A 14,357-nucleotide genomic window follows, 5' to 3' on the forward strand; every position below is an offset into this window, starting at 1 on the left:
GCTTCCGGTGCACGTCAAACCCGCCTACCATCGTCATCAGTGGGACCTCCTCAAGCTCCCGAAAAAACTCTGACGCAAACTCAACGAGCGTCTGAGCTGAGGGGGTCCCCATCACATGTCATCTTTCGGCGGCGAGTACTTGCCGAGACTAACGGTCTTGCATATAGACGGATAGTCTCGTTCTTAAACGGAGGTAGTGCAGATCGCCGGCAGTAGCGTTGATCCCCGCCCGGAGCGGTCTCGGGCTCGGTTACTGGAAGCCGCCGCTGCGCTGCTGCGTTCCGGCGGGCCGAAGGCGGTGACCGTGGAGGCGGTCACTCGTGGCGCCAACGTTGCCAGAGCCACGTTGTACCGCCACTTCTCCAGTGGTAACGACCTGCTGGCCGCGACGTTCAACAGCCTGATACCGCCGGCGCCCATGCCGCCTTCGGAAGGTTCGCTGCGGGACCGGCTCATCGCGTTGTTACAGGCTCAGGCCGAGCTGATTGCCGAAGCGCCGGGCATGCTGACTGCGATGGCCTGGGTCGCGCTGGGCGGCGATCTTGAACAACTGCCGGAAGCGCGGCACGCCCATAGCGGTGACAGCACGGCGCTTGCCACCTTGCGCGAACGAATCGCCCAGCAGTATGCGGCGCCATTCGACGCGATTTTCGACAGCCCGGAGGCAGCCGAATTGGGTGAGATCGATCGGTCCCGCGCGATCGCCCTGCTGATCGGCCCACTGGTGCTGGGACGCTTGAGCACCCTGCCGGACTTCGACTATCGGGAATGCGCGCGGGCAGCAGTCGACGGCTTTCTGTACGTCCAGCGCCGGCGAGGCGGAGCGGTGGCTGCCACCAACATCGAATCGGCATGAGTCAACGGACGAATCTGCATCCCGCTCAACGGATTTGAGCTGCGTTACCGGCCGGTCCGATCCTTGATCCGCTGCCTGACCGCGGCCTTGCCTTCGGCCAGTGCGGCCAAGCCAGGCGGGTAGCGCTCCGCATGGACTCGTTATTGATGATCCAGCGCACGAGAATCAGTTCGGAATGCTCCAACAGCTGAATGGCTTCCAGCATCGGCTCGAGCACCGGTCTAGCCGGCACAATGAGGCCTCGGCGCCTCGGGAAGCCGCGGAACATCCAGTCACTGAACTCCGACAACCCCAGCGACGGTGCACTCCCGGGCACGTGTGGACCGAAGGCTGCCATCAGTTCGGCGGCTAATTCGGCCGGCGGGGCACCGTTGATCCAGTCGACCATCGGTTGCGCGGCGTCAGGTTCCCCAAATCCGGCCCGATCACGGGGTGAGAGCGTACGCGTAGCCGCCGGCGTCTGGGTGGAACAAGCCAAAAGCCCTGGTAGGGTCGCTGCCGGCGATGATCGTGGACCACCCGGCAGACACCGCTGGCGGCCCACCGATGTCGATGACCCGGGATTTGGCCGAAGCGGTGATCTGGGGCATACTGTTCAGGTTGCCTTGCGCCAGGTTTGCGCCTGGCCAGGCACACGACCGGCGCCCACACGGGCGCGTCCGGCCACATCCTTGGAGCGCGACCGATTTCGGCGCCTACAAGGCTGCGTGCGGGCGACACGCCCGACCGCGGGGGTCGGTGGACCACGACAGGTAAACAGCGGCGCAGTATCCGGCGCACGCTAGTTCGACCCGGGATCGGCCGGGTCGATCGGCGCGCTGGCGGCACCAGGTCCGGACCCGGGCCTGAAGTATTGGAGTGAGGTAGGAGAAGCGTGGCGGGACAGAAGATCCGCATCAGGCTCAAGGCCTACGACCATGAGGCTATCGACGCTTCGGCGCGCAAGATCGTCGAGACCGTCGTCCGCACGGGTGCCAGCGTCGTAGGTCCGGTGCCGCTGCCGACCGAGAAGAACGTGTACTGCGTCATCCGCTCCCCGCATAAGTACAAGGACTCGCGGGAGCACTTCGAGATGCGCACCCACAAGCGGTTGATCGACATTCTCGACCCGACCCCGAAGACGGTTGACGCACTCATGCGCATCGATCTTCCGGCCAGCGTCGACGTCAATATCCAGTAGGAGTCTGCAGAGCAATGGCACGAAAGGGCATTCTCGGAACCAAGCTGGGCATGACGCAGGTATTCGACGAGAACAACAGAGTCGTACCGGTGACAGTGGTCAAGGCGGGGCCGAACGTCGTGACGCGCATCCGCACCCCGGAGCGCGACGGCTACAGCGCCGTGCAGCTGGCCTACGGCGAAATCAGTCCACGCAAGGTCACCAAGCCGCTGACCGGTCAGTACACCGCCGCGGGCGTCAATCCGCGGCGGCACCTGGCCGAGCTGCGCCTGGACGACCCGGACGCGGTGGCCGAATACGAGGTCGGCCAGGAGCTGACGGCCGAGATCTTCGCCGACGGCAGCTACGTGGACGTGACCGGCACCTCCAAGGGCAAAGGCTTTGCCGGCACCATGAAGCGGCACGGCTTCCGCGGTCAGGGAGCCGCCCACGGTGCCCAGGCGGTGCATCGGCGTCCCGGCTCCATCGGCGGTTGCGCCACCCCGGCACGGGTGTTCAAGGGCACCCGGATGGCCGGCCGGATGGGCAATGACCGGGTAACCGTGCAGAACCTGTTGGTGCACAAGGTCGATGCCGAAAATGGCGTGCTGTTGATCAAGGGCGCGGTTCCCGGCCGCACCGGCGGACTCGTGATGGTCCGCAGCGCGATCAAACGAGGTGAAAAGTAATGGCTGCCACCACCCTCAAGATTGACGTCAAGACGCCGGCCGGCAAGGTCGAGGGCTCCATCGAGCTGCCGGCCGAGTTGTTCGACGTACCGGCCAACATCGCGCTGATGCACCAGGTGGTCACCGCGCAGCGTGCGGCGGCCCGCCAGGGCACGCACTCGACGAAGACGCGCGGCGACGTCAGTGGCGGTGGTCGTAAGCCGTACCGGCAGAAGGGCACCGGTCGCGCCCGGCAGGGATCGACGCGGGCCCCGCAGTTCACCGGCGGCGGCGTGGTGCACGGTCCCAAGCCCCGTGACTACAGCCAGCGCACCCCAAAGAAGATGATCGCCGCCGCGTTGCGGGGCGCGTTGTCGGACCGGGCGCGCAACGGGCGCATCCACGCCGTCACCGAGTTGGTCGCCGGCCAAACCCCATCCACCAAGAGCGCCAAGACATTTCTGGCCACGCTGACCGACCGCAAGCAGCTGCTGGTGGTCATCGGGCGCGACGACGAGACGGCGGCCAAGAGCGTCCGCAACCTGCCCGGTGTGCACGTCCTGTCGCCCGACCAACTCAACACCTACGACGTGCTGCGCGCCGACGACGTGGTTTTCAGCGTGGCGGCGCTCAACGCCTACATAGCCGCTAACACAGCCGCCAATACTCCCGAGGAGGTTTCGGCCTGATGGCGACCATCGCCGACCCCCGCGACATCATCCTGGCCCCGGTGATCTCGGAGAAGTCCTACGGGTTGCTCGACGACAACGTCTACACGTTTGTGGTGCATCCCGATTCGAACAAAACGCAGATCAAGATCGCTATCGAGAAGATCTTCTCGGTCAAGGTCGCATCGGTGAACACCGCGAACCGGCCGGGTAAGCGCAAGCGCACCCGGACCGGATACGGCAGGCGCAAGGACACCAAGCGCGCCATCGTGACCCTGGCGCCGGGCAGCAAGCAAATTGACCTGTTCGGAGCACCGGCCTAGCCCGGCGACGATGCAGAGCGAAGCGATGAGGAGGAGCTGGGCAATACTGCCAGCCGCGCGCGAGAGAAAGACCTGATTAGACATGGCAATTCGCAAGTACAAGCCGACGACGCCGGGCCGCCGCGGCGCCAGTGTGTCGGATTTCGCCGAGATCACCCGGTCCACGCCGGAGAAGTCACTGGTGCGTCCGTTGCATGGCCACGGCGGCCGCAACGCGCACGGCCGGATCACCACGCGCCACAAGGGCGGCGGTCACAAGCGCGCCTACCGGCTCATCGACTTCCGTCGTAACGACAAGGACGGGGTCAACGCCAAGGTCGCGCACATCGAGTACGACCCGAACCGCACCGCACGGATCGCACTACTGCATTATCTCGACGGCGAAAAGCGCTACATCATTGCGCCCAACGGGCTTTCGCAGGGCGACGTGGTGGAATCGGGTCCCAACGCCGACATCAAGCCTGGTAACAACCTGCCGCTGCGCAACATCCCGGCCGGCACCTTGGTCCACGCCGTGGAGTTGCGGCCCGGCGGCGGGGCCAAGCTTGCGCGCTCGGCCGGGTCGAGCATCCAGTTGCTCGGCAAGGAAGCCAGTTACGCGTCGCTGCGTATGCCCAGCGGCGAGATCCGCCGGGTCGACGTCCGCTGCCGCGCGACGGTCGGCGAGGTGGGCAACGCCGAGCAAGCGAACATCAACTGGGGCAAGGCCGGTCGGATGCGATGGAAGGGCAAGCGCCCGTCGGTCCGTGGCGTGGTGATGAACCCGGTCGACCACCCGCACGGTGGTGGCGAGGGTAAGACCTCCGGTGGCCGTCACCCGGTCAGCCCCTGGGGCAAGAAGGAAGGGCGCACCCGCCATCGGAACAAGCAAAGTAACAAACTCATCGTCCGCCGCCGGCGCACCGGCAAGAAGCATGGCCGCTAGCCTGGCGACGATGCGCGCGGGCAAATTAGACCCAGGAAGTTTCAGGAGTAGCCAACTATGCCACGCAGCCTGAAGAAGGGCCCGTTCGTCGACGACCATCTGCTCAAGAAGGTCGACGTACAGAACGAGAAGAACACCAAGCAGGTCATCAAGACCTGGTCACGGCGTTCGACCATCATCCCCGACTTCATCGGCCACACCTTCGCGGTGCACGACGGCCGCAAGCATGTCCCGGTGTTCGTCACCGAGGCGATGGTGGGTCACAAGCTCGGTGAATTCGCACCGACGCGCACCTTCAAGGGGCACATCAAGGACGACCGGAAGAGTAAGCGGCGATGACTACCACTACCGAATATCCGTCGGCCGTCGCCAAGGCACGGTTTGTGCGGGTATCAGCGAGAAAGGCGCGCCGGGTCATCGATCTGGTGCGGGGCCGCTCGGTATCGGATGCACTCGACATCCTGCGCTGGGCGCCGCAGGCCGCCAGTGAGCCGGTGGCCAAGGTGATCGCCAGTGCAGCCGCCAACGCGCAGAACAACCACGGCCTGGACCCGGCGACCTTGGTAGTCGCCACGGTCTACGCGGACGAAGGTCCGACCGCCAAACGCATCCGTCCGCGTGCGCAGGGCCGCGCGTTCCGAATTCGTCGGCGCACCAGCCACATCACCGTGGTGGTGGAGAGCCGGCCGGCCACCGACGAGCGGTCTTCGAAGTCGTCGAGGGCGCGCCGGGCCGAGGGCAGCAAGGCCGCCGCGAAGGCGGGTCCTGGTTCAGGCGCCAAGAAGGCGGCCACCTCCCCGGCCAATAAGGCGCCCGCCAAGACATCTGAGACTTCTGAAGCGAAGGGAGGCTCAGACTAGTGGGCCAGAAGATCAATCCGCACGGCTTCCGGCTGGGCATCACCACCGACTGGAAGTCGCGCTGGTACGCCGACAAGCAGTACGCCGAGTACGTCAAGGAGGACGTCGCGATCCGCCGGTTACTGTCGAGCGGCCTGGAGCGCGCGGGTATCGCCGACGTGGAGATCGAGCGGACCCGCGATCGGGTCCGGGTGGACATTCACACCGCGCGCCCGGGCATCGTCATCGGCCGCCGCGGCACCGAGGCGGACCGCATCCGTGCGGACCTGGAAAAGCTGACCGGCAAGCAGGTTCAGCTCAACATCCTCGAAGTGAAAAACCCTGAGTCGCAAGCTCAATTGGTGGCCCAGGGCGTTGCCGAACAGTTGAGCAACCGGGTGGCTTTCCGCCGCGCGATGCGCAAGGCCATCCAATCGGCGATGCGTCAGCCCAACGTCAAGGGGATCAGGGTGCAGTGCTCGGGCCGTCTTGGCGGGGCTGAGATGAGCCGCTCGGAGTTCTACCGCGAAGGCCGGGTTCCCCTGCACACCTTGCGCGCAGACATCGACTACGGCCTGTACGAGGCCAAGACCACCTTCGGCCGGATCGGCGTGAAGGTGTGGATCTACAAGGGCGACATCGTCGGCGGCAAGCGCGAATTGGCCGCCGCGGTCCCCGCGGGCCCCGAACGGCCGCGCCGCGAACGGCCGGCGGGCACCCGTCCGCGCCGCAGCGGTGCATCGGGCACGACGGCCACGGGCACCGACGCCGGCCGCGCCGCGGGCGGCGAAGAGGGCACCGCGACGGCCGGCAACGAGGCCGCGCCGGCCGTTGAAGCGCAGAGTACGGAGTGAATGAATCATGCTGATTCCCCGCAAGGTCAAGCACCGCAAGCAGCATCATCCCCGCCAGCGAGGCATCGCCAGCGGTGGAACGACGGTGAATTTCGGCGACTACGGAATCCAGGCCCTCGAGCACGCCTATGTCACCAACCGGCAGATCGAGTCGGCCCGTATCGCCATCAACAGGCACATCAAGCGTGGCGGCAAGGTCTGGATCAACATCTTCCCGGACCGCCCGTTGACCAAGAAGCCCGCCGAGACCCGGATGGGTTCGGGCAAGGGCTCCCCGGAGTGGTGGGTGGCCAACGTCAAGCCGGGCCGGGTGCTGTTCGAGCTCAGCTACCCCAATGAAGCGATCGCGCGGGCGGCGCTGACCCGTGCGATCCACAAGTTGCCGATCAAGGCACGCATTATCACGCGAGAGGAGCAGTTCTGATGGCAGTGGGAATTTCCCCTGGCGAACTGCGCGAGCTCACCGACGAGGAACTGACCGAGCGGCTGCGCGAAGCCAAGGGAGAGTTGTTCAACCTGCGCTTCCAGATGGCGACCGGCCAGCTCAACAACATCCGCCGGCTCCGCACGGTGCGTCGGGAAATCGCACGCGTCTATACGGTGCTGCGCGAACGAGAACTGGGTCTGGCTTCCGGTCCCGATGGTCCCGAAGGTAAGGAATCGTGATGGCAGAGGCTAAGACTGGCGCAACGGCGGCACCCGCGGCGGCTAAAGCCCCACGCAAGGCAGCGTCCAAAGCGGCCGCACCCAAGGATGTCCCCTCGAACGCGAAGGGCCCCAAGCACACTCCGAGCGCTCCCAAGTCGCGGGGCCGTCGCAAGACACGGATCGGCTACGTGGTGAGCGACAAGATGCAGAAGACCATCGTGGTCGAGCTCGAAGACCGCGTGCGGCACCCGTTGTACGGCAAGATCATTCGCACCACCAAGAAAGTCAAGGCGCACGACGAGAACAGCATCGCCGGCATCGGCGACCGCGTTTCGCTGATGGAGACGCGTCCGCTTTCGGCGACCAAACGCTGGCGGCTGGTCGAGATCCTCGAGAAGGCCAAGTAACGACCGAAAGGGTTTTGCTGAGCGCCGGGTCAGACGATTTTCATCGCCTGACCCGGCGCTTCTTCGCGGACATCACAGTTGCGCGTGGTGAGGCGAATCGCCCGACACCGCGGCCGACCTGCCAACTGGTCGACTGCATCGGGTGTGACGTCCCGGAGTCGACCGGCACTGGTTGCTGGGTGCGTTCGAGGTGTATCCGGAGCGGGGTACGTCGAACGGGCGTTCGGTGCGGCGGCCGGATCACGGCGCGACAGCCTCTGCAACCGCCACAACGGATTGCCGCCGCGGAGCGCCCGGGCTGACCCCGATGCCGGCCCCCGAAAATTTGTCATACTATGTTGACAATGTAAGGTAGCGGCAGGCCGCAAAATCAGGCAAGCGCCCAAATTGTGCAATGCCGCGTCGTTGTGCGGTCGGGTCACCTCTATTCGGGGTAATCTCCACGCGACGCCGATAAATGTGCGTACAGAAAGTGGGTGTGTTGCAGTGACAACGGGGTCAACCGGGTTTCAAGGCAAGGTCGAGCTGGACATCCGTGACTCGGAACCGGATTGGGGTCCCTACGCGGCGCCGACCGCGCCCGAGAACGCACCCAACATCTTGTATCTGGTCTGGGACGACACCGGCATCGCGACCTGGGACTGCTTCGGTGGCGTGGTGGAGATGCCCGCCATGACGCGCATCGCCGAGCGGGGCGTGCGCCTGACGCAATTCCACACCACCGCGTTGTGTTCGCCGACGAGGGCGTCGCTGCTGACCGGTCGCAACGCGACCACCGTCGGCATGGCGACCATCGAAGAATTCACCGACGGTTTCCCCAACTGCAACGGACGGATACCGGCAGATACCGCCCTACTTTCGGAGGTTCTTGCCGAACGCGGCTACAACACCTATTGCGTGGGCAAGTGGCACCTGACACCGCTCGAAGAGGCCAACATGGCCTCGACGAAGCGGCATTGGCCCACGTCTCGGGGATTCGAACGCTTCTACGGATTCATGGGTGGCGAGACTGACCAGTGGTATCCCGACCTGGTGTACGACAACCACCCGGTCAGCCCGCCCGGCACCCCCGAGGACGGCTATCATCTGTCGAAGGACCTGGCGGACAAGGCGATCCAATTCATCCGCGATGCCAAAGTGATCGCGCCGGACAAGCCCTGGTTCAGTTACCTGTGCCCGGGCGCCGGGCATGCACCGCACCACGTCTTCAAGGAGTGGGCGGACAAATATGCCGGCAAGTTCGACATGGGCTATGAGAAGTATCGCGAGGTCGTACTGGAGCGACAGAAGTCGATGGGGATCGTGCCGCCGGACACCGAATTGTCGCCCATCAACCCATATCTCGACGTGAAGGGACCGCAAGGCGAGCCATGGCCGCTGCAGGACACCGTGCGGCCGTGGGACTCACTCAACGATGAAGAGAAGAAGCTGTTTTGCCGGATGGCCGAGGTGTTCGCCGGTTTCCTGAGCTACACCGATGCGCAGATCGGCCGGATCCTGGACTACCTCGAGGAATCGGGACAGCTGGACAACACCATCATCGTGGTGATCTCCGACAACGGTGCCAGCGGTGAGGGCGGACCCAACGGGTCGGTCAATGAAGGAAAATTCTTCAACGGCTATATCGACACCGTCGAAGAGAGCATGAAGCTCTTCGACCACCTGGGTGGCCCGCAAACCTACAACCATTACCCGATCGGGTGGGCGATGGCCTTCAACACGCCCTACAAGCTGTTCAAGCGCTACGCCTCGCACGAGGGCGGGATCGCCGATACGGCCATCATCTCCTGGCCGGCCGGGATCACGGCCCACGGCGAAGTCCGGGACAACTACGTCAACGTCGCCGACGTCACCCCGACCGTTTACGAGTTGCTGGGGATGACCCCGCCGGACACCGTCAAGGGCATCACCCAGAAGCCCCTGGATGGGGTGAGTTTCAAAGCCGCCCTTGATGATCCAGCCGCTGACACCGGCAAGCACACCCAGTTCTACGCCATGCTCGGTACCCGCGGAATCTGGCACGAGGGCTGGTTCGCCAACACCATCCACGCCGCCACACCAGCCGGCTGGTCGCATTTCGACACCGATCGGTGGGAACTGTTCCACATCGAAAGAGACCGCAGCCAATGCCATGACCTCGCTGCCGAGTATCCAGACAAGCTCGAAGAACTCAAGGCGCTGTGGTATTCCGAGGCGGCCAAGTACAACGGCCTGCCGCTGTCGGATCTCAACATCGTGGAAACCATGATGCGGTCGCGGCCCTACCTGGTCACCGAACGATCCACCTACACCTACTATCCCGACTGCGCTGACGTCGGTATCGGGGCCGCCGCCGAAATTCGCGGCCGTTCGTTCGCCGTCGTGGCCGACGTGACGGTCGACACCACCGGTGCCGAAGGCGTGTTGTTCAAGCAGGGCGGCGCGCACGGCGGGCACGTGTTGTTCATCCAGGACGGACGCCTGCACTATGTCTACAACTTCCTAGGTGAGCGCCAGCAGCTGCTCTCGTCGGTCGGCCCGATCCCGCTCGGCCGACACCTGCTCGGCGTGCGCTACGCGCGGACGGGAACCGTGCCCAACAGCCACACCCCGCTGGGTGACCTGACGATGTACTTCGACCACCAAGAGGTCGGTGCGCTCGCCGATGTGACCACCCACCCGGGAACATTCGGGTTGGCAGGTGCCGGCATCACCGTCGGACACAACGGCGGTTCGGCGGTGTCCAGCCGCTACAAGGCGCCGTTCGCGTTCACCGGCGGAACCATTGCCCAAGTGACGATCGACCTATCCGGACGACCGTATCAAGACGTGGAAAAAGAACTCGCCCTTGCCTTTTCGCGAGACTAGCCGCTCGGCACGACTGCTGTGCGCGGTGGCGCTGCTATGCCTGTCGGGCATCGTGGCCGGCTGCGGTGAGCGCGGTGGTGGGCCGGGGGCACCCGGTCATCCTGATCCGGCGGAGCCGGTGCCCGGCATCGTGACGACGCACCCCGAGCACATCCCGCCCGACACGGTCGCCTGTTCGCCGTCGCTGACCGGCGAGGGCCGAGCGACGCTCGCCAGCGTCTCGGACCCGGCCGCACCCAGGATCACGATCAGCGTGCCCGACGGTTGGACGTCGACCCCCGGCAGCGGGGCTACGGCGCTGACTTTGACCGGCCCCAACGGCATGTCGGCGACGGTGACCATCGCCCCCACCGACCGGCGGCCGGACAGCGCTTTCCTGGCCTACACCGCCAGCCTGGGAGGGTCGATGCGGCGGCTGAACTTCCTGGTCACCGGGGTACCGTTCTGCGGCTTCAGCAGCCAGCTGTTGACCGGCACCCTGCAGGGATCGTCCGGCCCGATCGAATTCGCCGACCGCATCGCTCACATCTGGACGAACACCAAGAACTACCTGGTGGCCATCCACCTGGAGGGCCCGGCGGCGGTGCCCGGGTTCCGTTCGGCAAAATCCGCCTTGATGCAGAACTTCGCCGTCGTCATACCCTGAAGCCGTGTTAACCGAACTGGTTGAGCTGCCGGGCGGGTCGTTCCGCATGGGGTCGACGAGCTTCTACCCCGAAGAAGCGCCGATTCATACCGTCACCGTGCCCGCGTTCGCGATCGAGCGCCACCCGGTCACCAATGCACAGTTTGCCGAATTCGTCTTTGCCACAGGGTATGTGACCGTGGCGGAGCAACCTATGGACCCCACGCTCTATCCGGGGGCTGACCCCGACGACCTGTGTCCGGGCGCGATGGTGTTCCGTCCCACCGCAGGTCCGGTCGACCTGCGCGACTGGCGGCAGTGGTGGGATTGGGCGCCGGGCGCGAGCTGGCGCCATCCATTCGGCCCGGACAGCGATATCGCCGACAAACCCGACCACCCCGTCGTGCAAGTGGCCTATCCCGACGCGGCCGCCTACGCGCGGTGGGCGGGACGGCGGCTGCCGAGCGAGGCCGAGTGGGAGTACGCGGCCCGCGGGGGAACCACGACCACCTATGCGTGGGGCGACGAGGCCAAGCCCAGCGGGCAGCTGATGGCCAATACCTGGCAGGGCAAGTTCCCCTACCACAACGACGGCGCACTGGGCTGGGTTGGGACCTCGCCGGTGGGCACCTTCCCGCCCAACGGCTTCGGGCTGGTCGACATGATCGGCAACGTCTGGGAATGGACCGCAACCGAGTTCTCCGCGCACCACCGCACCGATCAGCCTCCCAAGGCGTGCTGCGCGCCTGCCGGGCCCGCCGACCCCACCATCAGCCAGACGCTCAAGGGCGGCTCCCATCTGTGTGCGCCGGAGTATTGCCACCGGTACCGGCCGGCGGCCCGCTCGCCGCAATCGCAAGACACCGCGACCACCCACATCGGATTCCGTTGTGTGGCCGAACGCGGATCAGGCTAAGGAAAGTTGCGGCTCTGTGCCCGGCGCGTTGCCAACTGATCGCCGGTGCGGCTCACTAGCATCTGCCCCGTGTTCACCACTAAGAGTCGCTCGCGATGACCCATCAGGCCCCGGCACCAGCGGCTCCGGCCGCGGGCAAGTCGCGCGGCATGCGCCTCGCGATCGGCTTGACCGTTGTCCTCGGCGTCATCGTCGTTTACGCCTTATCGCTATTCGGTGTGCATTTGCTGGCGACGTCGGCGCCCCCGCTGCCGGAACCGGACCTGGGCACCACCGAAGACACCGTCGTGCAGGTCCGGCTCGAGAAGCTGGAGACGGTGGCCAACCGTCTCACGGTGAATGTGCTTGTCATTCCAGAAGATTCGAAGTTCGACAAGCGCCTCGACGTGTTGACCCAAGACCTTGCCGTGCGGTTGTATCCAGAGAACGATCTCGGCGACCTGCAGTACCCGGTGGGTAAAACACCGGCGCAGGTCAGCACCGCGATCGAGGCCGAAGGCGATCCCGCCAACTGGCCGTTCGACTCCTACACCACCGGAGTCATCTCTGCCGACGTGATCGTCGGGACCGGCGAGAGCCGGGTGAAAGAACCCGCCCGGGTCGAGGTGATCGGGTCATTGGACGGCTGGGACGTCAGCGTGCAGCGCGTCGGGGAATCCAGCCAGACCACCAGTCGCCCTGACAACGTCATCATCACCTTGCATCGGGCCAAGGGCTCGCTGATCTTCGACCTGGGCATCATTCTGGTCCTCATCAGCCTGCCGACGTTGGGGCTGTGGGTGTCCATCCCGATGGCGTTGGGCAGGAAGAAGTTCTTGGCGCCGTTCGTGTCGTGGTTTGCCGCCATGCTGTTCGCCGTGGTCCCGTTGCGCAATATCCTGCCCGGCAACCCGCCGCCCGGCTCTTGGATCGACCAGGCCGTCACGCTATGGGTGCTGATCGCATTGATCGTGGCGATGAGCCTGTTCATCTTCGCCTACCGCCGGCAATCGGACTGATCTAGAAACGTCACCGGCGGGAACGCCGGTTGCTACTATCTGACTCCGTGTTCGGGGGCAGGTATATGTCAGCGGTCTCTCCGGCGGTGACCGCAGATGACCGATAACCACGCGCCGGCGGCGCCGGAGCCGGGTGCACCGGCCGGATCAACGGCGTCTCCGCCGGCCCGCCCGCATATGTCACGGCGCAAACACCTAGTGCTCGATGTGTCGATCATCGTCGGTGTCGCCGTTGTCTACGTCCTATCGCTGGTCGGCTATCACTGGCTGGCCAGCACGCCGGGGCCATTGCCCAAGCCGGATGTGGGCACCACCGAGGACACGGTGGTTTTGGTGCGATTCGAGCAACTGCACACCGTGGCAAATCGCCTCGATGTGAAAGTTCTTGTGATGCCTGACGATTCGATGATCGACAAGCGTCTCGACGTGCTGACCACCGACACTTCGGTGCGCCTTTATCCGACCAACGACCTGGGTGACCTGCAGTATCCGGTGGGGAAATCGCCGGCGCAGGTCGCCACCACCATCGAGGCGCACGGTGATCCCGGTAACTGGCCATTCGACACCTACACCACCGACACCATCCAGGCCGATGTGCTGGTCGGAGCCGGCGACACTCGCCAGTACAAGCCCGCCCGCGTCGAAGTGACCGGATCGCTGGAGGGCTGGGACATCAGCGCCCAGCGCGTCGGGGACGCGAGTCAGACCTCGGATCGCCCGGACAACGTGATCATCACGTTGAAGCGAGCCAAGGGGCCGCTGGTCTTCGACCTGGGAATCTGTCTGGTCCTGGTCACACTGCCGACGCTGGCCCTGTTCGTGGCCATCCAGATGGTCACCGGCCGGCGAAAATTTTTGCCACCATTCTCGACGTGGTATGCGGCGATGCTGTTCGCCGTGGTGCCGCTGCGCAATATCCTTCCCGGCTCGCCGCCGGCGGGTTCGTGGATCGACCAAGCCGTGGTGATCTGGGTGCTGATAGCGCTCGCCACGGCCATGGTGGTCTACGTCATGGCGTGGTACCGGGAATCGGAGTAGCGCACGGTGATATAGGTCCCGGCGGACAACGGGTTCCGGCCCGTCTCGACAGCCGTGGAAATGGCCGTGGCCGGGCCGCAGCGGGTTCACGAGGCACAGGTGCCCCGGCTTGATGGTGTCGCCGAGCCCGGCGGCGGGTACCGGGTGTCGGACCCGTGTGGCATGAAGAATGTAGGTTCGAATCGCGGGTGGAGCCGATTCCCCGGCTACGGCGGTCGAGCCGGCGGTATTGGTGGAGCAGATGTGTGCTGGCCGCGCGGGCGGAGAATCGGGCCGTGGCCGCGCAGCTGACCGGGATCGGGCAGTTGTTCGCCTATCGGCTGGCGCGCAGTGCCGAGACTCAGGATTGGGCGATCGACACCATGGAGGCGGTGGCCGCCGAGGTGGGTGCGGCGTTGCGGATCAGCCAGGGCCTGGCGGCCAGCCGGTTGCCTTATGCCCGGGCGATGCGTGAGCAGTTGCCGCAGGTCGCGGCGGTGTTTCGGGCCGGTGATATCGACTATCGGGCGTTTCAGACGCCGGTGTATCGCACCGAGTTGATCGAGGATCGGCACCGCGCCGTCGGCGGCATGCCCGCCCCCGAAAC

At 65.3% G+C, this 14,357-nt stretch carries 18 protein-coding genes and 1 pseudogene; 18 read left to right on the top strand and 1 reads right to left on the bottom strand.

The genetic code is table 11. The features are described 5' to 3' along the window. Positions 1-253: 253 nt before the first annotated feature. A complete protein-coding gene (locus EET03_RS04045) occupies positions 254-856 on the top strand; it encodes a TetR/AcrR family transcriptional regulator (RefSeq protein WP_063470048.1) in 603 nt (200 codons plus the stop codon). A 425-nt stretch (positions 857-1,281) separates the two neighbouring features. Here the strand turns inward: EET03_RS04045 and EET03_RS30030 are convergent, their stop codons facing one another. After that, positions 1,282-1,446, bottom strand: coding sequence for a hypothetical protein (locus EET03_RS30030; protein WP_167470579.1), 165 nt, complete (start codon positions 1,444-1,446; stop codon positions 1,282-1,284). 284 nt (positions 1,447-1,730) lie between these two features. Here EET03_RS30030 and rpsJ point away from each other — a divergent pair, with 284 nt between their 5' ends. The 17 genes and pseudogenes from rpsJ to EET03_RS04135 all read left to right on the top strand — a co-directional run. Continuing rightward, positions 1,731-2,036 carry a 30S ribosomal protein S10 gene (rpsJ, locus tag EET03_RS04055; RefSeq protein WP_003873519.1) on the top strand — a complete coding sequence of 102 codons (306 nt, stop codon included), beginning with the start codon at positions 1,731-1,733 and terminating at the stop codon, positions 2,034-2,036. A gap of 14 nt (positions 2,037-2,050) precedes the next feature. Further along, a complete protein-coding gene (gene rplC / locus EET03_RS04060) occupies positions 2,051-2,704 on the top strand; it encodes a 50S ribosomal protein L3 (RefSeq protein WP_023370920.1) in 654 nt (217 codons plus the stop codon). Beyond that, complete coding sequence (gene rplD, locus EET03_RS04065; RefSeq protein WP_036413849.1) at positions 2,704-3,372, top strand: 50S ribosomal protein L4; 669 nt, start codon at positions 2,704-2,706, stop codon at positions 3,370-3,372. The genes rplC and rplD overlap by 1 nt, the downstream gene beginning before the upstream one ends. Beyond that, entirely contained in the window at positions 3,372-3,674 is a 303-nt protein-coding gene (gene rplW / locus EET03_RS04070; protein WP_063469940.1) for a 50S ribosomal protein L23, read from the top strand. Before rplD ends, rplW begins: the two co-directional genes overlap by 1 nt. Positions 3,675-3,756: 82 nt before the next feature. Next, on the top strand, positions 3,757-4,599 hold the full coding sequence (gene rplB, locus EET03_RS04075; RefSeq protein ID WP_099193967.1) for a 50S ribosomal protein L2: 843 nt from the start codon (positions 3,757-3,759) through the stop codon (positions 4,597-4,599). Between the two features lie 57 nt (positions 4,600-4,656). Next, a complete protein-coding gene (gene rpsS / locus EET03_RS04080; protein WP_003892827.1) occupies positions 4,657-4,938 on the top strand; it encodes a 30S ribosomal protein S19 in 282 nt (93 codons plus the stop codon). Further along, positions 4,935-5,459 (top strand): 50S ribosomal protein L22, encoded by a 525-nt coding sequence (rplV, locus tag EET03_RS04085; protein ID WP_075542234.1) that lies wholly within the window; start codon positions 4,935-4,937, stop codon positions 5,457-5,459. The genes rpsS and rplV overlap by 4 nt, the downstream gene beginning before the upstream one ends. Then, on the top strand, positions 5,459-6,292 hold the full coding sequence (gene rpsC, locus EET03_RS04090) for a 30S ribosomal protein S3 (protein ID WP_063469943.1): 834 nt from the start codon (positions 5,459-5,461) through the stop codon (positions 6,290-6,292). Before rplV ends, rpsC begins: the two co-directional genes overlap by 1 nt. A 7-nt stretch (positions 6,293-6,299) precedes the next feature. Beyond that, positions 6,300-6,716: a 50S ribosomal protein L16 gene (rplP, locus tag EET03_RS04095; RefSeq protein WP_023370932.1), complete on the top strand. Its 417-nt coding sequence runs from the start codon at positions 6,300-6,302 to the stop codon at positions 6,714-6,716. Continuing rightward, positions 6,716-6,958, top strand: coding sequence for a 50S ribosomal protein L29 (gene rpmC / locus EET03_RS04100; RefSeq protein ID WP_063469944.1), 243 nt, complete (start codon positions 6,716-6,718; stop codon positions 6,956-6,958). Before rplP ends, rpmC begins: the two co-directional genes overlap by 1 nt. Then, positions 6,955-7,347: a 30S ribosomal protein S17 gene (gene rpsQ, locus EET03_RS04105; RefSeq protein WP_122508728.1), complete on the top strand. Its 393-nt coding sequence runs from the start codon at positions 6,955-6,957 to the stop codon at positions 7,345-7,347. Before rpmC ends, rpsQ begins: the two co-directional genes overlap by 4 nt. 486 nt (positions 7,348-7,833) lie before the next feature. Further along, a complete protein-coding gene (locus EET03_RS04110) occupies positions 7,834-10,194 on the top strand; it encodes an arylsulfatase (protein ID WP_099193968.1) in 2,361 nt (786 codons plus the stop codon). Next, entirely contained in the window at positions 10,175-10,840 is a 666-nt protein-coding gene (locus EET03_RS31135) for a hypothetical protein (protein ID WP_244232230.1), read from the top strand. Before EET03_RS04110 ends, EET03_RS31135 begins: the two co-directional genes overlap by 20 nt. A 4-nt stretch (positions 10,841-10,844) precedes the next feature. Then, positions 10,845-11,735 (top strand): formylglycine-generating enzyme family protein, encoded by an 891-nt coding sequence (locus EET03_RS04120; RefSeq protein WP_075542237.1) that lies wholly within the window; start codon positions 10,845-10,847, stop codon positions 11,733-11,735. A gap of 95 nt (positions 11,736-11,830) precedes the next feature. Further along, positions 11,831-12,733, top strand: coding sequence for a DUF4436 domain-containing protein (locus EET03_RS04125; protein ID WP_075542238.1), 903 nt, complete (start codon positions 11,831-11,833; stop codon positions 12,731-12,733). 96 nt (positions 12,734-12,829) lie between these two features. Continuing rightward, entirely contained in the window at positions 12,830-13,771 is a 942-nt protein-coding gene (locus EET03_RS04130) for a DUF4436 domain-containing protein (RefSeq protein WP_063469950.1), read from the top strand. A 181-nt stretch (positions 13,772-13,952) separates the two neighbouring features. Continuing rightward, positions 13,953-14,357, top strand: a pseudogene (locus EET03_RS04135) (DUF222 domain-containing protein); the annotation flags it as partial.

Origin of the sequence: Mycobacterium innocens (assembly GCF_900566055.1) — a bacterium.
GTDB lineage: Bacteria > Actinomycetota > Actinomycetes > Mycobacteriales > Mycobacteriaceae > Mycobacterium > Mycobacterium innocens.